This window comes from Stenotrophomonas sp. STEN056 (assembly GCF_056759635.1).
The window spans coordinates 90,994-117,589 of sequence record NZ_JBRRDL010000005.1 but is presented as its reverse complement, the minus strand read 5'-3'; the positions used below and the strand labels follow the sequence as shown (position 1 = coordinate 117,589).

General features: G+C 66.9%; 23 protein-coding genes. 12 read left to right on the top strand and 11 right to left on the bottom strand.

Going from position 1 to position 26,596, the window contains the following annotated elements:
• Positions 1 to 124: 124 nt before the first annotated feature.
• Entirely contained in the window at positions 125 to 3,478 is a 3,354-nt protein-coding gene (locus tag ACVOLO_RS04700) for a sensor histidine kinase (RefSeq protein ID WP_481569126.1), read from the top strand.
• An 89-nt stretch (positions 3,479 to 3,567) separates the two neighbouring features.
• On the opposite strand, the gene ACVOLO_RS04695 is transcribed toward ACVOLO_RS04700, so the two are convergent.
• Positions 3,568 to 3,909 carry an ArsR/SmtB family transcription factor gene (locus ACVOLO_RS04695; RefSeq protein ID WP_481569125.1) on the bottom strand — a complete coding sequence of 114 codons (342 nt, stop codon included), beginning with the start codon at positions 3,907 to 3,909 and terminating at the stop codon, positions 3,568 to 3,570.
• An 84-nt stretch (positions 3,910 to 3,993) separates the two neighbouring features.
• Between ACVOLO_RS04695 and ACVOLO_RS04690 the strand changes: the two genes are divergently transcribed.
• The 3 genes from ACVOLO_RS04690 to ACVOLO_RS04680 are packed head-to-tail and all read left to right on the top strand — an operon-like array spanning position 3,994 to position 5,713.
• Positions 3,994 to 4,884 (top strand): MBL fold metallo-hydrolase, encoded by an 891-nt coding sequence (locus ACVOLO_RS04690; RefSeq protein WP_481569124.1) that lies wholly within the window; start codon positions 3,994 to 3,996, stop codon positions 4,882 to 4,884.
• Positions 4,881 to 5,294: a YeeE/YedE family protein gene (locus ACVOLO_RS04685; protein WP_481569123.1), complete on the top strand. Its 414-nt coding sequence runs from the start codon at positions 4,881 to 4,883 to the stop codon at positions 5,292 to 5,294. Before ACVOLO_RS04690 ends, ACVOLO_RS04685 begins: the two co-directional genes overlap by 4 nt.
• A complete protein-coding gene (locus ACVOLO_RS04680) occupies positions 5,291 to 5,713 on the top strand; it encodes a DUF6691 family protein (RefSeq protein ID WP_481569122.1) in 423 nt (140 codons plus the stop codon). The genes ACVOLO_RS04685 and ACVOLO_RS04680 overlap by 4 nt, the downstream gene beginning before the upstream one ends.
• Before the next feature lie 81 nt (positions 5,714 to 5,794).
• On the opposite strand, the gene ACVOLO_RS04675 is transcribed toward ACVOLO_RS04680, so the two are convergent.
• The 3 genes from ACVOLO_RS04675 to ACVOLO_RS04665 are packed head-to-tail and all read right to left on the bottom strand — an operon-like array spanning position 5,795 to position 7,622.
• The gene (locus ACVOLO_RS04675; RefSeq protein WP_481569121.1) at positions 5,795 to 6,367 is read right to left on the bottom strand and encodes a YceI family protein; all 573 of its coding nucleotides are present in this window, start codon (positions 6,365 to 6,367) and stop codon (positions 5,795 to 5,797) included.
• On the bottom strand, positions 6,364 to 6,942 hold the full coding sequence (locus ACVOLO_RS04670; protein WP_481569120.1) for a cytochrome b: 579 nt from the start codon (positions 6,940 to 6,942) through the stop codon (positions 6,364 to 6,366). The genes ACVOLO_RS04675 and ACVOLO_RS04670 overlap by 4 nt, the downstream gene beginning before the upstream one ends.
• Complete coding sequence (locus tag ACVOLO_RS04665; RefSeq protein ID WP_481569119.1) at positions 6,939 to 7,622, bottom strand: YceI family protein; 684 nt, start codon at positions 7,620 to 7,622, stop codon at positions 6,939 to 6,941. Before ACVOLO_RS04665 ends, ACVOLO_RS04670 begins: the two co-directional genes overlap by 4 nt.
• 221 nt (positions 7,623 to 7,843) lie before the next feature.
• Between ACVOLO_RS04665 and ACVOLO_RS04660 the strand changes: the two genes are divergently transcribed.
• Together ACVOLO_RS04660 and ACVOLO_RS04655 are read left to right on the top strand one after the other, a co-directional pair.
• A complete protein-coding gene (locus ACVOLO_RS04660) occupies positions 7,844 to 11,434 on the top strand; it encodes a hybrid sensor histidine kinase/response regulator (RefSeq protein WP_481569118.1) in 3,591 nt (1,196 codons plus the stop codon).
• Positions 11,434 to 14,991 (top strand): sensor histidine kinase, encoded by a 3,558-nt coding sequence (locus ACVOLO_RS04655; protein WP_481569199.1) that lies wholly within the window; start codon positions 11,434 to 11,436, stop codon positions 14,989 to 14,991. Before ACVOLO_RS04660 ends, ACVOLO_RS04655 begins: the two co-directional genes overlap by 1 nt.
• 146 nt (positions 14,992 to 15,137) lie before the next feature.
• Here ACVOLO_RS04655 and mdtD read toward each other — a convergent pair whose 3' ends face one another.
• From mdtD to ACVOLO_RS04625, 6 genes are all read right to left on the bottom strand, one after another.
• Positions 15,138 to 16,559, bottom strand: coding sequence for a multidrug transporter subunit MdtD (gene mdtD, locus ACVOLO_RS04650; RefSeq protein WP_481569117.1), 1,422 nt, complete (start codon positions 16,557 to 16,559; stop codon positions 15,138 to 15,140).
• Positions 16,560 to 16,623: 64 nt separating this feature from the next.
• Positions 16,624 to 17,271: a hypothetical protein gene (locus ACVOLO_RS04645; RefSeq protein WP_481569116.1), complete on the bottom strand. Its 648-nt coding sequence runs from the start codon at positions 17,269 to 17,271 to the stop codon at positions 16,624 to 16,626.
• A gap of 62 nt (positions 17,272 to 17,333) precedes the next feature.
• Entirely contained in the window at positions 17,334 to 18,407 is a 1,074-nt protein-coding gene (gene hemE / locus ACVOLO_RS04640) for a uroporphyrinogen decarboxylase (RefSeq protein ID WP_481569115.1), read from the bottom strand.
• Between the two features lie 68 nt (positions 18,408 to 18,475).
• A complete protein-coding gene (locus tag ACVOLO_RS04635) occupies positions 18,476 to 18,718 on the bottom strand; it encodes a WGR domain-containing protein (protein WP_481569114.1) in 243 nt (80 codons plus the stop codon).
• 209 nt (positions 18,719 to 18,927) lie between these two features.
• Positions 18,928 to 20,037, bottom strand: a complete 1,110-nt coding sequence (gene aroB, locus ACVOLO_RS04630; protein WP_481569113.1) for a 3-dehydroquinate synthase — start codon at positions 20,035 to 20,037, stop codon at positions 18,928 to 18,930.
• Positions 20,034 to 20,576, bottom strand: coding sequence for a shikimate kinase (locus ACVOLO_RS04625; RefSeq protein WP_481569112.1), 543 nt, complete (start codon positions 20,574 to 20,576; stop codon positions 20,034 to 20,036). The genes aroB and ACVOLO_RS04625 overlap by 4 nt, the downstream gene beginning before the upstream one ends.
• A gap of 100 nt (positions 20,577 to 20,676) precedes the next feature.
• Here ACVOLO_RS04625 and ACVOLO_RS04620 point away from each other — a divergent pair, with 100 nt between their 5' ends.
• The 6 genes from ACVOLO_RS04620 to ACVOLO_RS04595 all read left to right on the top strand — a co-directional run bounded on the left by ACVOLO_RS04620 (position 20,677) and on the right by ACVOLO_RS04595 (position 25,740).
• On the top strand, positions 20,677 to 20,880 hold the full coding sequence (locus ACVOLO_RS04620; protein ID WP_481569111.1) for a dodecin family protein: 204 nt from the start codon (positions 20,677 to 20,679) through the stop codon (positions 20,878 to 20,880).
• Positions 20,881 to 21,027: 147 nt separating this feature from the next.
• Positions 21,028 to 23,478: a protein kinase domain-containing protein gene (locus tag ACVOLO_RS04615; protein ID WP_481569110.1), complete on the top strand. Its 2,451-nt coding sequence runs from the start codon at positions 21,028 to 21,030 to the stop codon at positions 23,476 to 23,478.
• Between the two features lie 117 nt (positions 23,479 to 23,595).
• Entirely contained in the window at positions 23,596 to 23,988 is a 393-nt protein-coding gene (locus tag ACVOLO_RS04610) for a DUF4870 domain-containing protein (protein ID WP_481569109.1), read from the top strand.
• Positions 23,989 to 24,042: 54 nt separating this feature from the next.
• Positions 24,043 to 24,204 carry a hypothetical protein gene (locus ACVOLO_RS04605; RefSeq protein WP_481569108.1) on the top strand — a complete coding sequence of 54 codons (162 nt, stop codon included), beginning with the start codon at positions 24,043 to 24,045 and terminating at the stop codon, positions 24,202 to 24,204.
• Positions 24,205 to 24,274: 70 nt separating this feature from the next.
• Positions 24,275 to 25,384, top strand: a complete 1,110-nt coding sequence (locus ACVOLO_RS04600; protein ID WP_481569107.1) for a hypothetical protein — start codon at positions 24,275 to 24,277, stop codon at positions 25,382 to 25,384.
• 50 nt (positions 25,385 to 25,434) lie between these two features.
• Positions 25,435 to 25,740 carry a hypothetical protein gene (locus tag ACVOLO_RS04595; protein ID WP_481569106.1) on the top strand — a complete coding sequence of 102 codons (306 nt, stop codon included), beginning with the start codon at positions 25,435 to 25,437 and terminating at the stop codon, positions 25,738 to 25,740.
• Positions 25,741 to 25,749: 9 nt separating this feature from the next.
• On the opposite strand, the gene ACVOLO_RS04590 is transcribed toward ACVOLO_RS04595, so the two are convergent.
• On the bottom strand, positions 25,750 to 26,589 hold the full coding sequence (locus ACVOLO_RS04590) for a kinase (RefSeq protein ID WP_481569105.1): 840 nt from the start codon (positions 26,587 to 26,589) through the stop codon (positions 25,750 to 25,752).
• Between the last annotated feature and the right edge of the window lie 7 nt (positions 26,590 to 26,596).

The window sequence follows — 26,596 nt, the reverse complement described above, 5'->3', positions numbered from 1 at the left end:
GCACCACACGCCGTAATCGCATTCGCCGCCGTCATCGTCACCACGCCCTCCGCAAGCGTTCATCCCTTCATCCGCACCTGCGAACTCCGTATCCTGCCGGGCAGCTTCCGGGAAACTGAAATCCATGTTGAGTCTGGTGACGGTGGCGCTGGCGGGCTTTGCCTGGCTGGCGTTGATGTTCGGCGCGGCGTTGTACGGCGAGCGCCGGCCGGCGGCGTTCGCGCGGCATTGGCGGCATGTGTATGCCTTGTCACTGGCGGTGCATTGCACCTCGTGGACGTTCTACGGCACCGTTACCCAGGCTGCGCGGCATGGCTGGCCGCTGCCGCCGACCTTTGTCGGCGCGATCCTGTTCTATGCGTTGGCCGTGGGCGTGATGGTGCGCCTGGTGCGCCTTGCGCGTGAAACCAATGCCACCTCGCTGGCCGATTTGATTGCCGCGCGCCTGGGGCGCGATGCATGGCTGGCGGCGACCGTCACGCTGGTTGCGGCGCTGGGCTTGATTCCCTACATCGCACTGCAGCTCAAGGCCGTGGCCATGAGCTTCGGCATGATCACCTCGCGCGCAGTGAACGCCGGGCAGGGGGAATCACCATGGCATGACAGCGCCTTGTACGTGGCGCTGGCGATGGCCTTGTTCGCGATGCTGTTCGGTGCGCGCCGGGCCGATGTCTCCGAGCACAACCGTGGCCTGGTGCTGGCGATGGCGGTGGAGTCGGTGTTCAAGCTGTGCGCGATGTTGGCGCTGGGTGCGTTTGTCTGGTTTGGATTGGACGGCCTGCCGGCGGCGCCCATTGCACCGGCGGTGGATACGCCGGCAGGCGGCTTTGTACCGCTGGTGCTGCTGGGGGGCTTGGCGATGTTCCTGCTGCCGCATCAGTTCCATGTCGGCGTGGTGGAATGCCGCGATCCTGCCGATGTGCGCACCGCGCGCTGGTTGTTCCCGCTGTATCTGCTGCTGATCGCGCTGCCGATCCTACCGCTGGCGCGTGCCGGTACCGCATTGCTGGGCAACAGCGTGCCTTCGGACATGTACACGCTGGCGCTGCCATTCTCCGCCGGGCATGAGGGCATTGCCTTGTTCGCCTTCCTGGGCGGCTTGAGCGCGGCCACCGGCATGGTGGTGGTCAGCACGTTGACCCTGAGCCTGATGATCGGCAACCACTGGTTTGCGCCTGGCCTGTTGCGCGGTGCCTGGGCGCGCGCGGGCGGTGCTGACCATCGTCGCGAATTGGTGTGGCTGCGTCGCGTGGGCATCTGCGTGATCATGCTGCTGGCCTGGGCTTACAGCCGTTTGATTGGTGGCGGCAATGTGCTGGCCGATATCGGAGCGGTGTCATTTTCGGCCTTGGCGACGCTGGTGCCGGTGCTGGCCTTTGCAATCTGGCGCCCGCAGACGCCGCCGCGTGCGGCCATTGCCGGTGTGCTTGCAGGCTTCGTGACCTGGGCCTGGGTGTTGTTGTTGCCCTCGCTGTTGGAGAACGGCGGGCGCATGCCCGCGTGGGTACTGGAGGGCCCGTTTGCTTGGCAGTGGCTGGCGCCGCAGGGGCTGTTTGGTTTGACGGGTTGGACGCCGCTGGGCCGGGCGGTGGGGGCAAGCCTGTTCGTTGGCACGGCGGTGACGCTGTTGGCGATGGTGTGGCGACGTGATACGCCCGACCGCGCCAGTCGCAACCTGGATGCGGACACCCTGCGCGATGCCGGACGCCGCTTCCTGCCCTTTGAAAAGGTGGAGCGGCTGCTTGCCGATGCGCCGCGTCACGGGCCGGTGCCTGCACTGATCGAAGCGCAGTTGGAGCGTGAACTTTCTGCCGTGCTCGGCGCGGCTTCGGCGCGGTTGCTGCTGGATGCGGCCCGTCGCGAAGGCAGTGAACTGGCGACCGTGGCCGCCATCGTCAGCGAGGCGTCGCAGGATCTGCGCTTCAGCCAGCAGGTGCTGCAGGCGGCGCTGCAGAACATGAGCCAAGGCATCAGCGTGATTGATCGTGAGCAGCGGCTGGTGGCCTGGAACCGGCCGTACGCGCGCATGTTCGGTTTTCCCGATGAGCTGTTGCAGGTGGGGCGGCCGATCATGGACTTGACCCGCTGGGCCTTGCAGGCCATGCCGCAGCGCGGCGGTGATGAGCGCGCAGTGGACCGACGTCTGGCGTTCATGCGTGCCGGGACGCCGCACCTCACCGAGCGCGTGTTCCCCGATGGCAGCATCGTCGAGATACGCGGCAATCCAATGCCGGGTGGCGGCTTTGTGGCGACCTTCACCGATGTCACCGCGTTCCGCCGCAGCGAGCGTGAACTCAAGCGCAGCAACGAAACGCTGGAGCAGCGCGTGGGTGAGCGGACTGCGCTGCTGGAATCGGCCAAGCGGGAGGCCGAGCGCGCCAACGATGCCAAGAGTCGGTTCCTTGCTGCGGTAGGCCATGACCTGCTGCAGCCCCTGCACGCGGCACATCTGTTCACCGACACGCTGGCGCAGCAGGTGGAGTCGAGCCAACAGCAGCAGGCGGTGGTGCAGATACGCGGCGCGCTGGATTCCACCACCGATCTGCTGACCGGCCTGTTCGACATGTCGCGCTTGGAAGCCGGTGGCCTGGTGCCGCAGCTGCGTGATCTGCCGCTTGCCGAAGTGCTGGATCCACTGGCTTCGGAATTCCGCGCGTTGGCCTCGGCGCGAGGCTTGCATTTCCACTACGTGCCGACGTGCCTGTGGGTGAACAGTGACCCGCAACTGCTGCGCCGCGTGCTGCAGAACTTCCTCGCCAACGCGGTGCGTTATACGGCCAAGGGCGGCGTGCTGTTCGGAGTGCGGCGCGAGGGCGGGCGTGTGCGCATCGAAGTGCATGACACCGGGCCCGGCATCGCCAAGGGCGAACAGCGCAGGATCTTCGAGGAATTCCGGCGCGGTGAGGAAAGTAGTGGGCAGGGATTGGGGCTGGGGCTGGCCATTGCCGATCGCATCGCCGGCCTGCTGCATGCGCCGCTGGCGTTGCGCAGTGACAAGGGCAGGGGGACGGTGTTCTCGGTAGCGGTGCCGTCGGCCGATGCGCCACTGGCCTCTGTTGCGACCGGCCAGCCTGGCGGCGCCAGCAGCAAGGCGGTGTCGGTATTGGTGGTGGACAACGACCCGGCAGCACTGGCAGCACTGGCCGGCCTGTTGCGCGGCTGGGGTTACGCGGTGGCCGAGGCCAGCGGTGACGCGCAGGCGCAGGCGGCGATGGAGCGGCAGCCGGCGATGCTGTGGCTGTTCGACTACAACCTGGATGACGGTGATACCGGCACCGCGCTGCAGTTGCGTCTGGCGGAACGTTTCGGTGCACGGCCGACGTTGATTCTCAGTGCCGATGACAGCCTTTCCACACGCCGCGAAGTGATGGAACAGGGGCTGACCTTGTTGCAGAAACCCGTGCGGCCCCTGGCCCTGAAATCAATCCTGGATCGCCTGCTGGCTGCGCGGGCTTTGGCACCGAAGACCCAGGCGTAAGCACTTGGGTTCCGGTCGCCGGCCCTGGGTGCGCTCGCAGGGCATCGGGGTTTGCGTGTTGTGCAGCGGGATGTGGAACGGATGCGCGGCTACGCCCGGGCTTTGCGGCGTTTGGGTTTGCTGTTGCCACAGTAGGCTTCATGCAGTGCATGCATCACGCCCAGCGCCGGGCTGTCGGCCAGGGCGTAGTAAATGGTCTGGCCTTCGCGACGGGTGCTGACCAGGGCGCCTTCGCGCAGCACGGCAAGGTGCTGGGAAAGGGCTGACATCGACAAGCCCACCCTTGCCTGGAGTTCGCCGACCGACGCCTCACCCTCCACCAACTGGCACAGCACCCGCAGGCGGGCGGGGTGAGCAAGTGATTTCAGCAGCTGGGCCGCCTGTTCGGCGTGCACCTGCATCTGCTCAACGTCGATGTCAGTCGCATTCATGTATGGGGGCCCGCCGGGGGCTTGTGATTTGCTGGCGGCCAATATAGTTTAGAAAAATCTAAATTACAAAACGCGAGGGCTTCCATGAGCCAGATTCCGCAACCTGCACCGCACGTCGAAGCGTTCTTCGACCGCGATACCGGCACCTTCACCTATGTCGTCTACGACCAGGTGGATGGGGCGGCGGCGATCATCGACCCGGTACTGGACTACGACGCGGCCGGCGCGCGCATCGCCACCACATCGGCCGATGCGGTGCTCACCTTCGTGCGTGAGCGGCGGTTGAAGGTCGAGTGGATACTGGAAACCCACGCCCATGCCGATCACCTCAGTGCGGCGGGCTACCTGGCCGATACCTTGCACGCGCCGGTGGCCATTGGGCGCGGCATCATCCAGGTGCAGCAGCGCTTCAAGACATTGTTTGGCCTGGGCGATGAATTCACCGCCGACGGCAGCCAGTTCGACCGTCTGTTCGTTGATGGTGATCGTTTCAACATTGGCCCGATGCAGGCGCGGGTGATTGCCACGCCAGGGCATACCGATGACAGCCTGACCTATGTGGTCGGCGATGCGGCCTTCATCGGCGATACCGTGTTTGCCACGGATACCGGCACGGCGCGCTGCGACTTTCCCGGCGGTGATGCACACCGCTTGTTCACCTCGATCCAGAAGATCCTGTCGCTGCCGGAAACCACCCGCATCTTCCTGTGCCACGACTATCCCGGTGGCAAGCGCGAGGCGCAGCCGCAGACCAGCGTTGCTGCGCAGAAGCTGGACAACGTGCATCTGAAGGACGGCACCGACGAGGCCGCCTTTGTGCAGATGCGGCAGCAGCGCGATGCCACTCTTCCCGTGCCGCGGCTGATCCTGCCGGCGCTGCAGGTCAACATCCGCGGCGGGCGCCTGCCTGACGCCGACGCCAATGGCATCCGCTATTTCCGCCTGCCGCTGGGCCAGATGGGGCGCGTGCAATGAGTACCTGGATGAGCGCGCTGGGCGGCGGTGTACTGATTGGTCTGGCGGCTACGTTGTTGCTGTGGCTGACCGGCCGCATCGCCGGCATCAGCGGCATCGTTGGCGGCGTGGTGATGCCGCAGCGTGGCGAGGTGGCGTGGCGGCTGGCATTCCTGCTGGGCCTGGTCGGCGCCGGTGCCGCGTGGCTGTGGTGGGTGCCGGGCGCGTATGCGCCACGACAGGGTTTTTCACCGCTGTTGCTGGTGATTGCCGGCGTGCTGGTGGGCTTCGGCACGCGCATGGGCAACGGCTGCACCAGCGGTCACGGTGTGTGTGGGTTGGGCCGCCTGTCATTGCGTTCCTTGGCCGCGGTGGTGACCTTCATGTCCACCGCCATCGTGACCACGTATCTGCTGAGGCACGTGGCATGAGCAGCGTACGCATCACCGTGGCGGCGCTGTTGTCCGGTGCCTTGTTCGGGCTTGGCCTGGCGGTATCGGGGATGACCGATCCGCTGCGGATACTGGGCTTTCTGGATGTGTTTGGTGATTTCGACCCGGCGCTGTTGTTCGTGCTTGCCGGCGCGGTGCTGACCACGCTGCTGCTGTTCCGTTTCGTGTTGCGGCGGCCATCGCCGGTGTTCGCCGAGCGCTTTCAGATTTCGGACCTGCGCAGCATCGACCGGCCCTTGTTGCTGGGCGCGGCGTTGTTCGGCATCGGCTGGGGATTGGCAGGCTACTGCCCGGGTCCGGCGCTGGTCGGGTTGGGCGTGCTCTCGCCCGAGGCGCTGTGGTTTGTGCCGGCGATGATCGGCGGCATGGTGTTGCACCGGCTGGTGCGTGGGCGTTGATCAATGAAACCGCTGCCGGGCAGGGCCCGGCACTGGCGTTTTGCGTGGCCCGGTCATCGCTGGATGACCGGGCCTGCGATCTTACTTGGCGTTGAACTTGACGATGGTGCTGATTGCCGTCTCGTTGGGAATGGTCTTGATGTCGGCCCAATCGCCGCCGCCAACGCCGAAGTCCAGGCGCTTCACCGTGGCCTTGCCGGTCAGTACCGGCTGTGCGCCCGGTGCCCAGGTAAAGGTGAAGCTCACCGGCTTGCTGATGCCGCGCAGCTCCAGCGTGCCGTCGGCAGCGAACTGGTTGTTGCCCAGTGCACGGAAACCATTGGCGGTGTAACGGGCCTGGGCAAAGGAGGCGACGTTGAAGAAATCCGCGCCCTGCAGGGTGGAGTCACGGTCGCTGTTGCCGCTCTTGGCACCGGCCAGGGGAATGGTGACATCAAGCTTGGCAGCGGCCGGGTCTGCCGGGTCGAAGCTCAGCTGCGTCTGGAAGCCGGGGAACGTGCCGGTGAACACTTCACCGTCGTACTTGGTGGCAAACACCAGGATCGAGCCGGCCCCCGGGGCCTGCACATAGTCAGCGGCCAACACCGGCGCGGTGGCCAGCATGCCGGCAAGGGCGGCGGCCACGGCGGCCGGAGAAGTGAGCTTGATGTTCATGCGGATTCCTTTTGGGGGGAAGTGAGCCAACGCTGCGGAAGCATGCGGGCAAGGGTGGCATCACGTTGGTGAATATGGTGATAGAACGCAGCGCCAGCGTGTGCCAGCACCATCAGGATCAGCGCCCAGAAGCCCCATTCGTGGATGGCGTGGGACACCTGGCTGACCGAATCGCTGGGGGCGACCAGCTTGGGCATCTCGAACAGGCCAAACAGCTTGAACGGGCGCAGGCCGCTGGCTGAGTCGTACACCCAGCCGGCCACCGGGATGGCGAACATCATCACGTACAGCAGCCAATGCGTGGCCGAGGCAATGCGCTCCTGCCAGCGCGGCGTGCCGGGCACCGCCTCCGGCGCCCCGGCGTACAGGCGCCAGACCAGCCGGGCCGCCACCAGCACCAGCACGGTGATGCCGATGGATTTGTGCAGGGTGTAGATCCAGAAATACTTGGGCGTCTTGGGGAACTCGCCCATGATCAGGCCGACGATGCCCAGTGCCAGGATCAGCACGGCAATCAGCCAATGCAGGGATTTGCTGACGCTGCCCCAGCGCTCGGCGGTGTTTTTCAGGCTCATGGGTGGTTTCCTTGTTCAAGTTTCAGGGCGGCGTCTGCCGCGTCCTGGAGTGCATCGTCGGGCGGCAGGGAAGGGTTGTCCGCAGGCATGTCCGGCACTTCGGCGTTGCCATCGCGCACCGCCTCGGCCTCGATACGCAACTCCACGCGGTCGCCGATGACCGATTTCCAGGCGTCGATGCCGAAGTCAGCACGGCTCAGCGTGGTGGTGGCGGAGAAACCCGCCGTGCGCCGGAACGGTGGCAGCGGGTGACGCTTGAGCGCGTTGAGCGTGACCTCCAGTACCACCTCGCGGGTGACGCCGCGCAGGCTCAAGCGGCCGAATACGCGCGCATGCCCGGCATCCACGGCTTCGACCCGCTCGGACACAAACCGCGCCTGCGGGAAGCGCTCGCCATCAAGCAGGTTGCGGGCCAGCGTGGCCTGGTTCCATTTGTCGTCACCCAGATCCAGCCGGCTGATCGGCACCACCACGTCAAGCTGCGCACTGGACCAGTCATCCGGGTCGAACAGCAGCACGCCTTCGCTGCCCGATACGGTGCCCAATGCCTGCGAGAAACCGGCATGTTCAATGGCAAACAGCACGCGCGTGTGCACCGGGTCCAGCCGGTAGCGGTCGGTGCCGGCGTTGGCGGCAAGCGGCAGCAGGGCACAGCTGAGCAGCAGGAAGAGTCGCAGCAAGGTTCCGGCCCCATGGGTGAGTGCCACCGATTCTAGGCGGATGCAGGTCAGCGTTTGTGTCCGGATTGCGCAACGGTTTGTTACAGGGAGCATTCGCTGGCGGCACTGGTGCTTTGCCCCGTGTTCCGGTGGGCGCTAAAGTCGGCTCTCACGAAGGGGTTTGCGGCGTATTGTGCGCTGGCACCGGGAATCCACGGCAGCGCAGGGAGTGCCGAACCTTGATGAAATGGCTACTGGACTGTACCCGCCTGGCGGTGGTGCTGCTGCTGGTGGCATGGCCGGGCTGGAGCATGGCTTCCGAGCTTGCCGAGACGCCCCGCCTGCGTCGCCTGGGCGTGGCCGAGGGCTTGCCGTCGCGGATGGTGCTGGCCTTGGCGCAGGACCGCCAGGGGTATCTGTGGGCGGCGACCGATGACGGGCTGGCCCGCTACGACGGCAAGCAACTGCAGGTGTGGCGGCACGATCCGCAGCGTCCCGGCTCACTGCCCGGCAATATGCTGGAAGTGCTGGCCATCGATGCGCAGGACCGGATATGGGTCGGCAGCAACGGCGCAGGGCTGGCCATGCTGGATGCTGACCGCCGCCAGTTCCGCCGTTTCGCGCGTCTTGAGGAAACCTGTCCTCAACAGGTGTGGGCCCTGGCCAGCAGTGGTGCCGATCTGCTGGTCGGCACCAGCGGGGCCGGCATCTGCCGGCTTCACGCCGATGGCAGCGTGAGCCGTTATCAGCACCAGGCCGACGATCCGCGCAGCCTGCCCGATGACACCATCTATTCACTGCTGGCCAGCAATGGCGGCAAGGTGGTCTGGGTGGGGACGGCATCCGGGCTGGCGCGCTGGGACGCGGCCGACGGACGCTTCACCCGCATCGCCTCGCCACTGCTGCAGGACAAGGATGTGATCCGGCTCAGTGGTGACCGTGACGGTGGCATCTGGGCGGGCACCAGCCAGGGCCTGTACCGGGTATTGGACGACGGCACGGTGACACCTGCCCCGTGGCCGCAGGCGCAACAGGCGCGCGCGGCGATGGTGTTGCACGACCGAAATGGCGGCTATTGGGTTGGCAGCAGCAGCGGCCTGTACCGCGGTGACGCCCATACCCTGCAGTTGCTGGATGGCGACCAGGGAAGTGGTTTCCTGACCGCGCGCAGTGGGGTGCTGGACCTGTTGCAGGATCACGAAGGTGGCGTGTGGATGGCCATGCTCACCCAGGGGCTGGCCTACCTGCGGCCGGACTGGGCACGCTTCTCCACGCATTACCAACTGGATGGGCAGGCGCTGGAAAGCCTGTATCTGCTCAATGCGGCCGTGGACGGCGACGGCTTCCTCATCGCCGGCGGGCATGGGGTGCACCGGCTCGACCGTGACGGCCGCCTGTCGCTGCTGCTGGGTGACGCGCAACTGGGCAAGGGCAGCAACTGGTCGGTACTGCGTGGCGTTGACGGCCAGGTCTGGGTGGGACGTGCCGGCAGTGTTGCGCTGTACCGGCCCGGCGATGGCCGCGTCCAGCGCATTGACCTGGGCGTGGGCGATGACCCGCAGCGGCGCGCCGACCTGATGCGGCTGGCGCCTGACGGCAGCGTGTGGCTGTCGATCATCAACCACGGCCTGCAGCACCGCGCCGCGGACGGCCGGCTGTTGGCCGACTACCCGGCCGGTGGCGACTCGGGGCTGCCGGTGAAGCTGGTCGAACAGTTGCGGCTGGATGCCGCGGGCCGGTTGTGGGTGGCAGGGGGCGGCGGTGTGCTGCGGTTCGAGAACGGCCGCTTCACGCCGGTGCCGGGGATCGAACAGAGCATGGTGTACGACCTGGCTTTCACTGCGGAAGGTGAGCTGTGGCTGGGCCGCGAAGGGCGGCTGGAGTTCTACCGGCCGCAGGGGGGAGGTTTCGTTATGCAGCGCAGCCTGGGTGCGGCCGAGGGCGTACCCGCGGTGTCGATGGGTGGGCTGGTGCTGGGCTGTACGGGGCAGTTGTGGGCGACCACGCCGCGTGGTCTGGTGTGGTGGAACCCGCAGGGCCAGCGCCTGCAGGTGCTGAATGAACGCGACGGACTGCCGGATGTGGAGTTCACCAGCCGGCCGCCGGCACACAACGGCTGCGGTAGCGCGCTGGCGGTATCGGCGACCGGCCTGGTGGGGTTCGACCCGGATGCGGCGGTCGCTGGCAAGGCGATGTCGCAACTGGTGGTGGACGCGGTGCATGTGCGGCGCGAGGACGCCGTGCAGGAGCAGCGCCTGGCCGGTGAGGTGATCCAGCTGGGCCCGGATGATCGCGACCTGCGCGTGACCACGCGCGTGTTGTCCTTTGCCGACCCGCAGAGCCACCGCTTCCGTTTCCGCATCGATGGCTATGACCAGAACTGGGTGGAACTGGGGAGTGAGGGCGAGCGCATCCTGTCGCGTTTGCCTGCCGGCAGCCATCGTCTGGAGATGCAGGGCGCGGTGGATGATGGCGCGTGGACCGCCCCGCAGTCATTGCTGATCGAAGTAACGCCGCCCTGGTGGCGCAATGCCTGGGCCATCGCGGCGTATGTGCTGTTGGCGCTGTTGCTGATCACGGCGGCGGTGCAGGCCTACCGGCGTCGCGTGCAACGCCGCAGCGAATGGCAACTGGCCATCCACAAGCATGAACTGGCCGAGCAGGCATCGCTGGCCAAGACGCGCTTCCTGGCCACCCTGGGCCATGAAGTACGCACGCCGATGACCGGCGTGCTGGGAATGAGTGAGCTGCTGCTGGACACCGAGCTGGACGCACGCCAGCAGCGCTATGCCGGCGCGATACAGCAGGCCGGCACGCACCTGCTGCGGCTGGTCAATGATGCGCTGGACCTGGCGCGCATCGAGTCGGGAAAGCTTGAGCTGGAAAACCAGCCGTTCGACCTGGGATGCGTGCTGGAAGACGTGGTCCTGCTGATGGCGCCCATGGCCGAACGCCGTGGCCTTGTGTTCGAGCGTGGCGCGCCTTTGGCGACGCCGGTGCGCGTGCGCGGCGATGCGATGCGGCTGCGGCAGATACTGATGAACCTGCTGGGCAATGCGATCAAGTTCACCGAGCAGGGCAAGGTGGGCCTGTCGGTCACCTTGCAGCCGGACCACAGCGGCATCGAACTGGTGGTCAGTGACACGGGCCCGGGCATCAACGAGGAACAGCAGGAACGTCTGTTCCATCGGTTCGAGCAGGCCGAGGGTCCGCGCACGGCCTCGCGTTACGGCGGCAGCGGCCTGGGGTTGGCCATTTGCCAGGAACTGGCCATTGCCATGGGCGGTGGCATCACTCTGGAAAGCCGGCTGGGTGCCGGCACCCGTTTCTTCGTTGCGCTGCCGTTGCCCTGGGAGAGCGCCGCCGAGCCGGACACCGCTGGCAGCGAAGGCGCCGAACCGGCCATCGGCCGCGCGTTGAACGTGCTGCTGGTCGAGGACGACAGCACCGTGGCCCAGGTCATCAGCGGCTTGCTCAGCGCGCGGGGTCACCAGGTGGTGCATGCGCCACATGGTTTGGCTGCGCTGACGGAAGTGGCCGTGCATGCCTTCGACATCGGTCTGCTGGATCTGGACCTGCCGGCACTGGACGGCATGGCATTGGCCCGGCAGCTGCGGGGCTCCGGCTACGCGTTCCCGCTGATTGCAGTCACCGCGCGCTCGGATGCCGAGGCCGAGCGCCTGGCGCGTGAGGCAGGCATGGACGGTTTCCTGCGCAAGCCGCTGACAGGCCAGATACTGATGGGCGCCATCGCGCAGATACTGGCGCGCGGTCGCGGCACTCCGCCGCGGTCGACGGCGATGGGTGCGGGTGTGCAGGAGAGCCAGGCTTGATCAAGTGGTTGGTTGGCAGTGTGTTGAGTGCTGTGCTGGTGTTCGCCCCGGTGGCAGGGGCAGAGGTGCCCGCGACGCCGCAGCCGCGCCAGCTCACCGTGGCCGACGGCCTGCCATCAAGCAACATCAATGCGTTTGCCGAAGACCACACCGGCTACCTGTGGCTGGGCAGCCGCGACGGGCTGGCGCGTTACGACGGCCGCAACTACCGCATCTGGCGCGCCGAGGATGGCCTGCGCGACAACCAGATATGGAGCCTGCATGTGGATGCAGCCAACCGGCTGTGGATAGGCACGCAGAATGCCGGGCTGGTGATGCTGAGCGCGGACCGGCGCCGCTTCCACTTCCATGACAAGCAGCGTTTTCCGCAGATCAGCAGCAATACGGTCTGGGCAATCACCTCCACGCCCGATGGCAGCGTGTGGTTTGGCACCGCCACCGGCGGTCTGTACAGGTTGAACACGGAGGGAGTGATCCAGCGTTTCATGCCGGTGGCCGGTGACCCTCGCAGCCTGCCGGCCGCCGCGGTGACCTATCTGGTGACAACAGCCGATGGCAGCCTGTGGGTGGGCACCAAGGGTGGGCTGGCACGCTGGAATGGCGATGGGTTCGAGCGCATTGGCCAGGGCGTATTGCCGTCGGACCGGATCAACGGCTTGAAGGTGGATCGCCAGGGGCGGCTGTGGATCGCCACCAATGCCGGCCTGGTGGTGCGCCAGGCCGACGGTCGTTTCGAGCGCGCCTCCTGGCTCGGGGCGGGAACGCAGGACGTGTTCAACATGCTGGAGTTCTCCAGCGACGGCAGTTATTGGCTGGACACCGTGGATGGGCTGGGCCGCATCCGCAGTGGCAGCGTGCGCAACGTGCCGCTGTACAGCATGCAGGAGCGCGGGCTGGTCAAGCCCAACTGGACCAGCGCCTACGAAGATCGGGAGGGCGGGCTGTGGTTTGCCAGCACCAACGCCGGCTTGTGGCACCTGCCGCCGAGCTGGCGCCAGTTCTCGGTGCTGTCACGCCACCAGGACGATCCGGCCTCGTTGCGCAACCCGTATCCGCTGGCGCTGGCGCCCTCGGCTTCCGGGGGCGTGTGGGTGGTTGGCACGCGCGGGGCGCTGGATTGGTTTGATCCGGCAACCGGCGAGGTGCGGCACCACCTGGAAAGGGTCAACGGCAACAACTGGCCGCAGTCACTGGCTGAAGATCCGCTCGGGCAGGTCTGGATCGGCGGGCTGGACGAGCTGCTGCGTTACAACCCGCGCGATCACAGCGTGCGCCGTTGGCGCCGTGGTGATCTTGCCGACGCGGCGATGCTGGGCGATGCCGACATCATCCGCAGCTGTGATGGTGGCCGCATCTGGGTGTACTCGGAAGACGGCGGCATGCAGCAGCGCAACGCCGAGGGGCGGGTGCTGCTGCAGTTGCCGCTGGGGCAGTCAGGCCTGCCGTCCGCGCTGGTCGAAGACATGCAATGTGGCCCGCACGACAACCTGTGGCTGGCCACCGGCGCGGGGCTGCTGGCGTGGCAGCCGCAGCAGGGGCACTTTGCCCCGGTGCCGGGCGCGCCGGGCGGGCGTGTATCAACCTTCAACGTCACCGACAGCGGCGTGGTCTGGGTGGGCACGCTGGGGCGGATGGAAAGCTACCTGTGGGACGGGGAGCGCATGGCGCTGCTGGACACCGTTGGCGCAGACCGTGGCTTTCCGATGCTGACACCCAGCGACGTGGTGGTGGATGCACAGGGGGTGGTCTGGGCAATCAGTGCCCGCGGGTTGATCCGTATCGACCCGGCCAGTCGTTCGGTGCGTTTGTACGGCGTGCATGACGGCCTGCCCGGGCAGGAGTTCCGCCGGCGCACGCTGGTGCAGGCTCGCAGTGGTCAGCTGGCTGGCGGCACACCCGATGGCGTGGTGTTGTTCGAGCCCACGCTGGTCAAACCGTCCACGCGACAACCGCCGTTGGTGATTGAACGGGTCAGCGTGCGCCGGGGTGACGGTGTGCAGGACCTTACCCATGACGCCTTGCCGGTGGTGCATGAAAGCGACCGCGACCTGCGCATCGTCGCGCGGCTGCTGTCCTTTGCCGATTCGGCAACCAACACCTACCGCTTCCGGCTGGCCGGTTATGACACCGACTGGGTGGATGTCGGCGTGACCGGCGAGCGTGTGTTCTCACGGTTGCCGGCGGGGCAGTACCAGTTGGAAGTGCAGGCAGCGACGTCGGACAACGTGTGGTCGCGTGGCAGGACCCTGAGCTTCCGCGTGCAGCCGCCGTGGTGGCGCAGTGCGGGGGGCCTGGTGGTTTTCATCGTGCTGGGCGTTGCCCTGCTGTGGTGGGGCGGCTGGCTGTACCGGCGCCGGCTGCGCCGCCGCAGCGAATGGCAGTTAGCCCGGCACAAGCAGGAACTTGCCGAACAGGCGTCATTGGCAAAGACCCGTTTCCTGGCCACCCTGGGCCACGAAGTGCGCACACCGATGACCGGCGTGCTGGGCATGAGCGAGCTGTTGCTGGCCTCGGACCTGGATGAGCGGCAGCGTGGTTACACGCAGGCGATCGGCCGTGCCGGCGAGCACCTGCTGCGCCTGGTCAATGACGCGCTGGACCTGGCCCGCATCGAAGCCGGCCGTCTGGAGCTGCAGGTGCAGCCCTTTGACCTGCAGCAGTTGCTGGACGATGTGCGTGGCCTGATGGAGCCGCTGGCGCAACGTCGCGGCCTGGAGTTCACCCTGGAAAACACCGCGCCGCCACGCACGCGGGTCACAGGTGACGTGCTGCGCCTGCGGCAGATCCTGCTCAACCTGGTGGGCAATGCCATCAAGTTCACCAATGCCGGCGCGGTGGGTTTGCGCGTGCATGCAGACGAAGGCGGGCACGGTATTGGTTTTGCCGTGAGCGATACCGGGCCGGGCATCAGTGCCGAACAACGCAAGCGGCTGTTCCGCCGCTTTGAACAGGCCGACGGTGCACGCACTGCCGCGCGCTACGGCGGTAGCGGACTGGGGCTTGCCATCTGCCATGAACTGGCAGTCGCGATGGGCGGTGCCATCGACGTGGACAGCACGCCGGGCAAGGGCAGTTGTTTCAATGTGCAACTGCCGTTGGCATGGAATGTGGCACCCGAGGCCGATGTTGCGGGTGGTAGCGCAACTCCCTGGGCCGCGTTGCCGCCCCTGCAGGTGCTGCTGGTGGAGGACGACCCCACCATTGCCGCGGTGATCCGCGGCTTGCTTGAGGTGCACGGCCATGGCGTGGTGCACGCCGCACATGGGCTGGCGGCGCTGGCCGAAGTATCGACAACCCGTTTCGACATCGCGCTTCTGGACCTGGACCTGCCGGGCATCGACGGTTTTGGCCTGGCCCTGCAACTGCGCACGATGGGCTATGACATGCCGTTGATCGCCGTCACCGCGCGCTCGGACACGGAGGCCGAACCACAGGCGCGGAAGGCGGGCTTTGATGATTTCCTGCGCAAGCCGGTAACGGCGCAGCTGCTGCTGGAGGCGATGGCCGGCGTGCTCGATGCGCGTCAGCGACGTGAGCAGGGCCTGCCGCCGCGCTGAAGCCGGGTGTCACCAGCAGCGGCAGCGCATCCACAGAACGCTGCTGCGGCCCAGTCGGTAACGCGCCTGCGGCAGCAAAGTACACGGCATCGCCATCGCTGCTTCTGCAGGGCGTTTGCGGCCTCTCACCGTGTGTTTGGACGGGCTTATTCGGCCACTTCCTCCACGGCGCGCGGATGCGGCCGGTTCTCCGGCAACTGCCAGAACACCAGGGTCGAACTGAGCGTGATCGCACCCACGCAGACGAAGGTGGCATGCAGCGCGGCAGTCGCACCGTGGCCGACCAGATGCGTGCCGAATGTCGCCAACAAGCTGCCGGCGGTGGCGGCACCAAAGCCGGTGGCCAGCATCATCACCATCGACAGCAGGCTGTTGCCGCTGCTGGCCTGTTCCATGTCCAGGTCACGCAGGGTGACAGTGTTCATCACGGTGAACTGCATGGAGTTCACCGCGCCGAAGATCGCCAGTTGCACCACCTGCAACCACAGCGGCTGCTGCAGGTTGATCAGCGCGAAGCTGGCCATTGCCAGGCCCACGCAGACGGTGTTGATCATCAGGATGCGGCGGTAACCAAAGCGCTGTACCAGCGACACCGCCGCGCGCTTGGCGGCCATGCCGGCCAGCGCCACGGGGATCATCATCATGCCGGCGCGCATCGGGCTCATGCCCATGCCCACCTGCAGCAGCAGTGGAATCAGCAGCGGCATCGCGCCACTGCCGATGCGTGAGAACAGGTTGCCGAGAATGCCGATTCGGAAGCTGGCAACGTGGAACAGCGTCAGCGAGAACAGTGGCTCGCGGCTGTTGGCCGCGTGCAGCCAGTAGCCAACCAGCGCGGCAATGCCGATCACCGCCATCAGGATCACCAGCGCCTGCGCCGAGCCGACGGCCGAAACGCCGTCCAGCGCCAATGACAACGCCACCATGCCGAAGGCCAGCATCAGGTAGCCGGCCAGGTCGAAGCGGTGCTTACGCTGGGCATAGTGGTCGGGCATGATCCGCGCCGCCGCGACCAGGCCGATCAAGCCAATCGGCAGGTTGATCAGGAAGATCCAGTGCCACGACGCCACTTCCACCAGCCAGCCACCCAGCGTCGGGCCGAGCAGGGGGCCAACCAACGCGGGAATGGCGATGAAGCTCATCGCCGCCAGGAACTGATCGCGCGGCACCGTGCGCATCACCGCCAGGCGCCCCACCGGCAACAGCAGCGCGCCGCCAATGCCCTGCAGCACGCGCGAGGCCACCAGCCACTGCAGCGTCGGCGACAAGGCACAGGCCAGTGAGCCAAGGGTGAACAGGACGATTGCCGCTAGGAAGGTACGGCGCGTGCCGAAACGGTCGGCGATCCAGCCGGAGGCGGGAATGAAGGTCGCCACCGCCAACGCATAACTGAAGACCACCGACTGCATCTGCAACGGGCTTTCGCCGAGGCTGCGCGCCATCGCCGGCAAGGCGGTGTTGACGATGGTCGAATCCAGCATCTGCATGAAGATGGCCAGCGACACCAGCCAGAGCAGCGGCTTGTGGGTAGTGCTGGCGGGCGGCGGGCTGGAAACGGAACTGGTCATCAGGGCGCGTGGCGTGGGTGCGGGCCGCCATTGTCCTCCCTGCAGTGTGCAGGCGCTGCGTAGATCAGTCGCCGCCGCTGACTTGGTACAACGAACGGGCGGGATTGTCCGGGTCCGCGCGCAGCCAAACGGTGTGGTTCAACTCGCCGACGAGCACCGACCACGCTTCACCGTCGTAGCTCATGGCGCAGCTCTGCACGGTCATTGGGTTGAGTTCCAGCATCGGCTGGCAATCGCGTTCGATCAGCGGACGCAACGCCTTGAGCAACGCGGCGATGGGCGCATCGACGAGATAGCCTTGCTGGATGTGCATTTCGCCCATGGCTTCGTCGTAGCCGAGTACCGGCAAGCCTTCCAGCGTGACCGCGCCAGGTTTGAACGTGGCCTGGGCTTCGTAGCTCAGGTAGGTTTCGCCATCGTCGAAGGCGCTGATGTCACAGCGCTTCAATGCGAGCTGCGCGATGCGGGGCTGCCAGCGCGGCGACAGCTCGTGCAGCTTTACCACGCGCAGCTGGTCGCAGCGGCTGGGGAAATCTTCAATGCCGGCATTGAACATCACCAGGCGCTGGATGTTCTGGTTTGCTGCCAGCGTTGGGAAATCACGGCGCTGCAGTTGCAGCGGTTTGGACGCGGCATCGCTTGCATGGGCAGGCGCCCAACTGCTGGCCACAACCGGAAGAACCGCCAGCAACACGGTGTGCAGTGATCGCATGTTCCGTTCCTTGAATGCACGCGTGCCGGGCGAGGGCAGGCCACTCGCCCGGCAGTTTGGGTTCAGCGGCGGCTGAGGCGGTGTACGGCGTCCACCAGCACGGCGACATGGTCCGGGTTCATATCCGGCGACATGCCGTGACCCAGGTTGAAGATGTGGCCTTCGCGCGAACCGTTGTTGCCGGCGGCGTAGCTGTCCAGCACCTTGCCCACTTCGCGGGTGATGGCCTCGGGCGAGCCGTACAGCGTGGTCGGGTCCAGGTTGCCCTGCAGCGCGACCTTGCCGCCGGCCGCGCGGGCGGCGTCTTCCAGCGAAATGGTCCAGTCCACGCCGACGCCCTCGGCGCCGCTGGCGGCCAGTTCGGACACATATTGGCCGGTGCCCTTGCCGAACAGGATCAGCGGCGTGCGCTCGGCGCCTTCGCCACGCTTCAGTTCGGCGGCGATGCGGTTGAGGTAACGCAGCGAGAATTCGCGGTACATCGCCGGGCCAAGCACGCCGCCCCAGGTGTCGAACACCTGCAGCGCCTGTGCACCGGCCGCGCGCTGCGCCGACAGGTAGGCGATGACCGCATCGGTCACCACGCTCAGCAACTTGTGCAGGGCCTTGGGCTCGTTCAGGGCCATGGCCTTGATGCGGGCGAAATCCTTGCTGCCGCCGCCTTCAATCATGTAGCAGGCCAGCGTCCACGGGCTGCCGGAGAAGCCGATCAGCGGCACCTTGCCGTCCAGCTCGCGGCGGATCAGGCGCACCGCGTCCATCACATAGCCCAGCTCGGTTTCCATGTCCGGCACGGCCAGCTTGTCGACGGCGGCAACATCGCGGATCGGGTGCTTGAACTTGGGGCCTTCGCCATCGACGAAGTACAGGCCCAGGCCCATCGCGTCGGGCACGGTGAGGATGTCGGAGAACAGAATCGCCGCATCCAGGTCAAAGCGCTCCAGCGGCTGCAGGGTCACTTCGCAGGCCACTTCCGGATGCTTGGCCATGCCCAGGAAGCTGCCGGCGCGGGCGCGGGTGGCGCGGTATTCCGGCAGATAGCGGCCGGCTTGGCGCATCAGCCAGACGGGGGTGCAGTCCACGGGTTCGCGGCGCAGGGCGCGCAGGAAGCGGTCGTTGCGAAGTGGGCTGGTCACGAAGAAACTCCTGGACAGGGAACGGCGCCGGCCGCGGCATGCGGCCAGGGGAGGGCCGATCAGGGTTGTTACAGGCCGCTGGTGAACATCACCTGGAAGCCGCGTTTGATCTGGGCGTCACGGCCTTTCTCGAAGGCCTGCTGGGCTTCTTCCTGATGCAGGAACAGCTCCCGGCGCAATTGCACGCGGCCGCCGATCTGGCCACTTTCACGCTGCAGCTCCCAGCCGCCGAGCAGGTCCGGCACCAGGGTGAGCTGTACATAGCGGGGGGCTTCGTTGCCGCTGGGCGGCTGTTGCAGTAGGACGCGCATGGCGCTGATTGTAGCCGCTGCGCGGGTTTTCGGCCGCTTTGGAGCCGGACACAAACGGCTTACCCCTCCCCAACCCTCCCCTTGGCCCGCGGCCAAAGGGAGGGAGCTGATCATGCTGTGGCGGTGAGATCGCCGTGCAGCGGCTGTTACCCCTCTCCCTTTGGCCGCAGGCCAAGGGGAGGGTTGGGGAGGGGTAATGCGCTACCGCTTCAACCCAGCCGCAATACCTCCAGAACCGCCGCCTCGTCCACATCCGGCACTACTTCGGCCTTGCCGATGCCACGCCACAGCACCAGGCGCAGGCGGCCGGCGATGTTCTTCTTGTCCAGGCGCATGTGCGCCAGCAGGGCTTCGGGTTTCAGCCCGGCGGGAATGGTCACCGGCAGCCCGTAGGCCACCAGCAGCTCGCGCAGTGTGTCGGTATCGGCCGTCGTGGCCATGCCCAGTGCCGCCGACAGGCGCGCGGCCAGCACCATGCCCACGGCCACGGCTTCGCCGTGGTTGAGGTTGTCGTTGCCCGGGGCGCCGTAGCCCTGCGCGGTCTCGATGGCGTGGCCAAAAGTGTGGCCGAGGTTGAGCAGGGCGCGCTCGCCTTTCTCCAGCGGGTCGCGTTCGACGATCTCGGCTTTGTGCTCGCAGCTGCGGGCGATGGCCTGGGCCAGTGCGATGTCAACGCCGGCCAGCAGTGCTTCGCGCTCGGCCTGCAGCCAGCGGAAGAACAGTGGGTCGCGGATGGCGCCGTACTTGATCACTTCGGCCAGCCCGGCGCGCAGCTCGCGTACCGGCAGGCTGCGCAATGCGCTGGTGTCGGCGATCACCGCACGCGGCGGATGGAACGCGCCGACCAGATTCTTGCCCTGCGCGATATCCACCGCGGTCTTGCCACCGACCGAGGAATCCACCATCGCCAGCAAGGTGGTCGGCAACTGCACGCAATCCACGCCGCGCATCCAGCAGGCGGCGGCAAAGCCGGCCAGGTCGCCCACCACGCCGCCGCCCAGCGCCAGCACGCAGGCATCGCGGGTGGCACCCAGTGTGGCCAATGCGTTGATGGCACCGCCGAAGTTCTCCAGCGTCTTGGAGGCTTCGCCGGCGGGGATGATGTACTCGCCGATTTTCAGCTCGGGGCGCGCGGCCTGCAGGGCCTGGCGCACGCGCGCCAGATACAACGGGGCGACGGTGTCGTCGCTGGCCAGCAGGACATGGCGGCCACGGATGGCGCCGGTCAGCAGGTCGGGTTCGGACAGCAGGCCCGGACCGATGTGGATGGAGTAGGGGAGTTCGCCGCCAACGGCGACAGTGCGGGGGGAAGCGGTCATGCGGAGAGTTCCGGAAGCTGCCATTGCGCGGCAAGCCGCACCACCAGCTGGGCGGTGGCTTCGGCGGGGGAATAAAGGTCGGTGTCGATGGTCAGGTCGGCCACTTCGCGGTACAGCGGATCGCGCAGTTCGGCCATGGCCAGCAGCACCTGTTCGCGGTCGGGCCGCTGCAACAGGGGCCGGGTCTTGTCGCGTTGCAGGCGCGTGAGCTGCGACGGCACGCTGACCCGCAGGTAGACCACGAAGCCGCGTGCATGCAGGCGCTGGCGGTTGTCGGCATCAAGCACCGCGCCGCCGCCGGTGGAGATCAACTGGCCGCGCTGCGCCAGCAGGTCTGCCAGTACCCGTTTTTCATGGGCGCGGAAGCCGGGCTCGCCGACGTTGTCGAAAATGGTGGGAATGCTGGAACCCACGTCGTCGACGATGGCCTGGTCGGCATCAACAAACGCCAGCCCGAAGCGCTCGGCCAGGCGGCGGCCGATGCAGGTTTTACCGGCGCCCATGGGGCCGACCAGGATGAGATTGGGGGCGGGATTCATTGTCAGGCGATGCTAGCACCTCGTGTCAGTGCCTTAACACGGTAGCAGCCAAGCTCGCAGGCTCCACGAAATGGTTCGTGGTGCAACCAAGGAGTCGGACATGTCAGTGGCGAAAATCATTGAAGTCAGCGCGTCGTCCAAAACCAGCGTCGAAGATGCGGTGCGTTCCGGGTTGAAAAAGGTCGCTGAGACCGTCAAGGGCATCCAGGGCGCCTGGGTCAACGAAACCAAGGTGGTGACCGATGGTGATGGCAACATCACCGAATGGCGGGTCAACCTGCGGATCACTTTCCTGGTGCAGTAAACCGCCCGGTGCACTGGGGCGGTGCGGGCGGGAAGCGGCTGTACCCGTGCCACACGCCTGGCCGTCCCGGTTGCTTTACGCCAGGCAGGGAAGTTCGCATGATTGCCGGCACCGTCGCCACAGACATGCCGGTGCACGCCCCGCCTGATGAACGGTCCACTTTTCCGATGGCGCTTTGGTGCCGTTGAATACGACGAAGCCCGGCGCGAGCTGTATGTGGCGGGTTTGTCGGTGGAAATGGAAAACCGGCCGCTGGAAGTGCTGTCACTGCTGCTGCGCCACGCAGGCGAGGTGGTGACCAAACAGGAACTGTTTGCGCAGGTGTGGGCCGGCCGGCCCACGGTTGACCATGTGCTTTCCACGGCGGTGGGCAAGCTGCGCAAAGTGCTGGAAAGCGCGGGCGAAAACCGGATCGTCACGCTGCCCCGGGTGGGCTATCGGTTCGATGGTGCGCTGGAAAAGATGGCCGTCGGCCAGCCACTGAGCAGTGCCCTGTGCCTGCAGCAGGGGCAGGCGGTGCCCGGGCGCGGCAGCCTGGTGCTGGAGCGCCTGCTGGGCCGCACACTTGGCAATGAAGTATGGCTTGCGCGGCAACCGCGCAGCCGTGAGCCACGGGTGTTCAAGTTCGCGCTGGATGGGGAGCACCTGCACAGCCTCAAACGCGAAGCGACGGTGGCCCGCGTGCTGCAGGAGAGCCTGGGGGAGCGCGCCGATCTGGTCCGCGTGCTGGACTGGAACTTCGAGCAGCCGCCGTTTTTCCTGGAGTGCGAATACGGCGGCAGTTCGCTGCTGGAATGGGCGGAGCAGGGCGGGCTGTCGGCGTTGACGCGGCCGCAGCGGATCGGGGTGTTTGTGCAGATCGCCGATGCGGTGGCTGCCGCGCATGGCGTGGGCGTGCTGCACAAGGATCTCAAGCCTTCCAACGTGCTGGTGTCTGCGCGGGGCGCGGATTGGCAGGTCAGGCTTGGCGACTTCGGCAACAGCCGTCTGCTGCAGCCGGAACGGCTGGCGGCGCTGGGCATCACTGGGCTGGGACTGACTGTGGAGGACGGCGCAGCGGCGGGCACCGCGCTGTACCTGGCGCCCGAGCTGATCGTCGGGCAGTCGCCGAGTGTGCGCAGCGACGTCTACGCATTGGGAGTGATGCTGTACCAGTGCCTGGCAGGCGATCTCCAGCGCCCGCTGGCGCCGGGTTGGGAGCGGGATATCGACGATCCACTGCTGTGCGCGGATATCGCCGGTGCCACCGATCTTGATCCGGCGCGGCGCATGGACAGCGCGGCCGAACTGGCCGGGCGGCTGCGCCAGCTGCCACAGCGGCATGCCGAGCAGCAGCGCCGTGCCGCGCAGGAACAGGCCGAGGCGGCCTTGCGCCGTGCCGTGGAGCGCAATGCCGCGCGTCGGCCATGGCTGCTCACCGCCATGTTGATGTTGGCGCTGGGTGCCGTCGGCAGCGGCCTGTTGTGGCGGCACAGCGAGGCGCAACGCGTCCTGGCCGAGCAGCAGGCGGCGCGGGCGGAAGCATCGATGCGTTTCTTCGACCAGGCGTTGGCCACGCTGAGCACCGGCACCAGCGGCTATGGCCATGACCCGACCATCCGCCAGATGCTGGAATACGTATCGGCACCGGGCAACGCCGCGCTGAGCGATGACCCCCGGGTGCGTGGTGACCTGCGCACGTTGATGGGGCGCTCCTGGCGCCTGCTCGGCGAGCCGATGCGCGGGGCGGACGAGTACCGCGCCGCGGTGCAGGACTATGCGCAGGCCTTTGGCCGGGACCACGAACGCACGCTGCAGGCACGCTATGCACTGGTCCGCACGCTGTCCTACGCACAGACCCCGGCAGCCTTCCGCGAGGCCGAGGCCCTGCTGGCCGAAACCGACCGCCTGGCCGGTGAGCGACTGCAGCAGGACAACGCAGTGGCCCTGCGGGCGGCACTGGAGCGGGGCATCTACCATTTGTGCCGGTTGCAGCCGGACCTGGCGCTGCAGGCGCTGCGCCGGGCCGACGCGTTGCAGCGGCGGATTGCCGCCGATGACGCGGTGACGGCGGCGCTGATCCGCGCCGATGTCGCCGAAGCCCTGCGCCGTACTGGCCAGCCCCAGCAGGCATTGGCCTGGCTGGAGACCGCAGCCGATGACCCGCTGCTGGCGCCGGTGCGTATCGGCGAGGTCAGTACGGCCCTGCTGAAATCGGCCAGGGCCCACGCCCTGCACGACCTGGGCAGGGACACCGAGGCATTGCCGTTGATGCAGGCGGCGGTGGAGGAAAGCACCCGGTTCCTGGGCCCGGACGACTATCTCACCCTGACCCAGCGCTCGGCCCTGGCCCGTATCCACGCCGCCAGTGGCAACTGTCCGCTGGCCTTGTCGCTGGCCCGCGATGTGCAACGGCGCATGGCCGGGCGCTTTGGTACCCGGATGCAGGCTAGCCTGATCGAAACCGGCCACCTCGGTGGGCTTGAACTGCAGTGCGGTGAACATGCCACGGGTATCGGGCACCTGCAGCAGGCCGAGCAGCAGCTGCGGCTGGGCTTTGGTGGTGACAGCGCCACGGTGCGGACCTTCGGGGCACGGCTGGCTGCAGCCTCGCGGTAATCCTGTGCGGCGGCAAACGCCACCTTGAAGGTTGCTTGAACCCTGCGTGAGGACGGTGTGCCGGCCTTTGGCGATAGTGCGGCCGACGCCTGGCGGGGGCCGGGCAGGGAGAGCGCGATGGACGAGGAATACGGTGGGGGCCACGTCGGGCCGGCCGATCCGGCTGCCACGGAGGCCGGATCACGCGAGCAGGTGATCGGCGCGGTCCTGGCGCATGTGCTGGGCATCGTCCTGCCGGTGGGCCTGGTCGGCATCCTGGTCATACGCCTGATCAAGCGCTCCGACACCGGCCGCACCTTTCTGGAAATGCAGGCCACGGAGGCATTGAACTTCGGCCTGACCATGAGCGCGGCGTTGTTGCTCAGCCTGCTGTTGATTCCGTTGCTGGTCGGTCTGGTGCTGGCCCCGGCGGTGCTGGTGTGCAACCTGGTGTTCTGTGTGATGGCAGCGGTGAGGGTCAGCAAGGGGCAGGCCTGGCGGTTTCCGTATGCCCTGCGCCTGGTCCATTGAAAACGTGCCTGCCGATCGTCGGCAGGCTTGCGAACGTGATGCGGGAGAGGAGTGATGAACATGCGTACGTGCAGATGGAATCGAGCAGTGCTGCAACGGGTGCTGGTGTTGCTGGTGGCGCTGTTGCTGGCGGCGTGCAAGAGCGAGGCACGCAAGGATTGTGAGCGCAACGCCGACAGCATCGGCGCCAACAAGGCCGCCTGCAAAAACCTGTGACATGCAGCTGGCCAGCCGCTGGGTCAGCACGTGTTCCCGTGCTGGCGCGTGCATCGGGGAGGAGATCGACATGACTGACCGCAACTTCATCAGCAGGACGGCCGCCAGGCGCGGCTGCCTGCTGGCAGCAATGCTGACCCTGGTGGGCTGTGGCGGCGAGCCGGCGGCCACATCAACGCCGCAGGACTCGACGGCTGACGGCGCGCATCAAACGGCTGTGGCAGCGGCGCCTGTGCATACGCCCAGCGCGCCTGCGGTGGAACACAGCCCGGCGCAGGACTCCCTGTTGACCCCGCCGGCATGGATGCCAGCGGACTGGGACCGCAATGCATTCCGTGGCGATGCCTATGGCAACAGCAGTTTTCAGCTGGACCCGCCGCTGCAGCATTCACTGCGCCAGGAAATGCAGTTGACCACGCCGTTCACGCTGTGGGCGGTGGCCCATGACAGTTTGATCGACGAACGTTTCGAGCCGGTCTGGGTGTGGTGGGCGGCGTTGCGCTCGTGCGAACAGGGCATTGCCATGAGCGAGGACCTGGCGGGGGAGTTTGGCGACCGCGCACGCGGCCAGGCGGCAGTGGTCAGCGCCCGCCAGGCGTTGCAGGCTTTCGCTGCCAGCCAACCGCCGGCGCTCACCCTGCATTTCATGGTGCAGATGGGCAAATGGAACGAGGCCACCGGCAATTTTCCGCTGACCACCGCGCTCTGGCATGGCGCCACCAACATCGATGCGCGGCAGGTGGAACGCCAGGTCGAACAGCTCTCGCCCAACGGTGCCACGGTGACATTGGGGTCCGACCGCGACGGCAACTGGCAACTGCGCGAGGCGCAGGCACCGATCTCCGATATTGCCTGCGTCAGTGCCGATGGCCAGCGGCTGTATCGGTTCTCGCGACAGTCCCAGTGGTTTGTCGTGTTCGGTGACGCGCAGCCGGGCATGGGCGGTTTGATCGACCACCGCGCCCCGGCGCAGGTGCCGGCACCCAACATGGACCGCGCCGCGGCGGCGGCCTTCAGCCAACGCAACCCCGAGCGCCGGGCGATGGTGTCGGTCACCTTCACACCGGGTGCGCCGGGATTCGTGGCCGGCACCCGTCATTCGGTGGTGCGCGCGGTGCTGCGCAAGGCCGTGGTCACCGATGCGGTTGACGGCACGACACTGGCCGAGCGCGATTACTGAGCAGCAGGTGGGTTTGGCGTCGAAGACGCACGCAGACAAGGGAGAGGGTGATGAAAACCATCGGGAAAGCACTGCGGGTATCGCTGCTGCTGGCGCTTGCCGCCTGCAGTGATGGAATGAAAGGCACGTTCGAGGGCGGCGTGATGGGCGAGCAGGCCATCACCTTCCATGGCAATGGCAAGGCCACACAGGCGGCGGCAGGCGTGCAGGTGGAGCTGGAATACGACGTGGAAGGCGACACCATCACCCTGCGCAATCCGCACCAGCCTGGCGTGTCGTTCACGCTGACCCGGCGCAATGCGGACCTGCTGATTGGCGGGCCGATGGGGCTGGTGGAATTCAGACGCAGGCAATAGCCGTGCCGGTCAGTCGTGCGCGCCCTGTGCCGGCAGCGGCTGGCGTTGCGCATCCAGCGCGATGGTGCGGTCGGCGATGTCCGGCAGGGTGCGCAATGCCTGCCGGCTGACGCGCTCGTAGAACTGCACGAAACGCTCCACCTGCGGCCGGCTCATGCTGGTACGGCCGGGCGAGGCCTGTTGCAGCGCCTGCTCCTGCTGCCAGCGCCACTGCGGCACCACCGCGAAGCCGGGCGGCTGCAGGAACCACAAGCGGTCAAAGCGTTGCCAAAGCACGGGGTAGTCATCGGCCAGTGCCTGGTTGCACCAGCGGCGCCAGGTGCCGTCGGCATCGGCGTCGCGCTCCAGCGCATTCAACGGTGTCTGCAGGGCAGCGTCGGCTTCGGCGGGAGTACCCAGGAACCAGCCTTCAAATACCAGCAGGTCCAGCGGTTGCTCGATGCGGTTCCACTGCAGCTCAGGCACGCGCTCGTCGGCGAGTTTGTCAAAACGGGGCAAGGCGAACGGCTGCCCTACCTTGGCGGCATCCAGTGTGGACAGTGCCAGCGCAAGATCGTGCGTGCCCGGCGGGCCGCGCGTGGCCAGCAACGGGTGGATGCGGTCGGCAAGGCGCTGGCGCTGGGCGCGGGTGAGGTAGGTGTCGTCGATGGACAACGCTGCGGCACACAGGCCGCGTGAGCGGGCCAGTTCAACCACCTGCGCGGCCAGTGTGGATTTGCCGCTGCCCTGCACGCCGCTGATCGCAAGCACCGGAGTGGACGCACTGCTGGCCAGCGCATCGTCCAGCGCCTGTGTCACCAGCGTCTGCGAAAAGCGGCGGGGGGAAAAACGGTGCGGAACGGGGGACATGGCGCCA

Bases quoted from the DNA above. Each gene is read 5' to 3' on its own strand.
- ACVOLO_RS04690 (WP_481569124.1), top strand. From the start codon at position 3,994: ATGAGCCAGATTCCGCAACCTGCACCGCACGTCGAAGCGTTCTTCGAC.
- ACVOLO_RS04605 (WP_481569108.1), top strand. From the start codon at position 24,043: ATGAACATGCGTACGTGCAGATGGAATCGAGCAGTGCTGCAACGGGTG.
- ACVOLO_RS04610 (WP_481569109.1), top strand. From the start codon at position 23,596: ATGGACGAGGAATACGGTGGGGGCCACGTCGGGCCGGCCGATCCGGCT.
- ACVOLO_RS04595 (WP_481569106.1), top strand. From the start codon at position 25,435: ATGAAAACCATCGGGAAAGCACTGCGGGTATCGCTGCTGCTGGCGCTT.
- ACVOLO_RS04635 (WP_481569114.1), bottom strand. From the start codon at position 18,718: ATGCGCGTCCTACTGCAACAGCCGCCCAGCGGCAACGAAGCCCCCCGC.
- ACVOLO_RS04590 (WP_481569105.1), bottom strand. From the start codon at position 26,589: ATGTCCCCCGTTCCGCACCGTTTTTCCCCCCGCCGCTTTTCGCAGACG.
- ACVOLO_RS04615 (WP_481569110.1), top strand. From the start codon at position 21,028: ATGAACGGTCCACTTTTCCGATGGCGCTTTGGTGCCGTTGAATACGAC.
- ACVOLO_RS04670 (WP_481569120.1), bottom strand. From the start codon at position 6,942: ATGAGCCTGAAAAACACCGCCGAGCGCTGGGGCAGCGTCAGCAAATCC.
- ACVOLO_RS04600 (WP_481569107.1), top strand. From the start codon at position 24,275: ATGACTGACCGCAACTTCATCAGCAGGACGGCCGCCAGGCGCGGCTGC.
- ACVOLO_RS04620 (WP_481569111.1), top strand. From the start codon at position 20,677: ATGTCAGTGGCGAAAATCATTGAAGTCAGCGCGTCGTCCAAAACCAGC.
- mdtD (WP_481569117.1), bottom strand. From the start codon at position 16,559: ATGACCAGTTCCGTTTCCAGCCCGCCGCCCGCCAGCACTACCCACAAG.
- ACVOLO_RS04680 (WP_481569122.1), top strand. From the start codon at position 5,291: ATGAGCAGCGTACGCATCACCGTGGCGGCGCTGTTGTCCGGTGCCTTG.
- ACVOLO_RS04695 (WP_481569125.1), bottom strand. From the start codon at position 3,909: ATGAATGCGACTGACATCGACGTTGAGCAGATGCAGGTGCACGCCGAA.
- ACVOLO_RS04685 (WP_481569123.1), top strand. From the start codon at position 4,881: ATGAGTACCTGGATGAGCGCGCTGGGCGGCGGTGTACTGATTGGTCTG.
- ACVOLO_RS04625 (WP_481569112.1), bottom strand. From the start codon at position 20,576: ATGAATCCCGCCCCCAATCTCATCCTGGTCGGCCCCATGGGCGCCGGT.
- aroB (WP_481569113.1), bottom strand. From the start codon at position 20,037: ATGACCGCTTCCCCCCGCACTGTCGCCGTTGGCGGCGAACTCCCCTAC.
- ACVOLO_RS04675 (WP_481569121.1), bottom strand. From the start codon at position 6,367: ATGAACATCAAGCTCACTTCTCCGGCCGCCGTGGCCGCCGCCCTTGCC.
- ACVOLO_RS04645 (WP_481569116.1), bottom strand. From the start codon at position 17,271: ATGCGATCACTGCACACCGTGTTGCTGGCGGTTCTTCCGGTTGTGGCC.
- ACVOLO_RS04660 (WP_481569118.1), top strand. From the start codon at position 7,844: ATGAAATGGCTACTGGACTGTACCCGCCTGGCGGTGGTGCTGCTGCTG.
- ACVOLO_RS04700 (WP_481569126.1), top strand. From the start codon at position 125: ATGTTGAGTCTGGTGACGGTGGCGCTGGCGGGCTTTGCCTGGCTGGCG.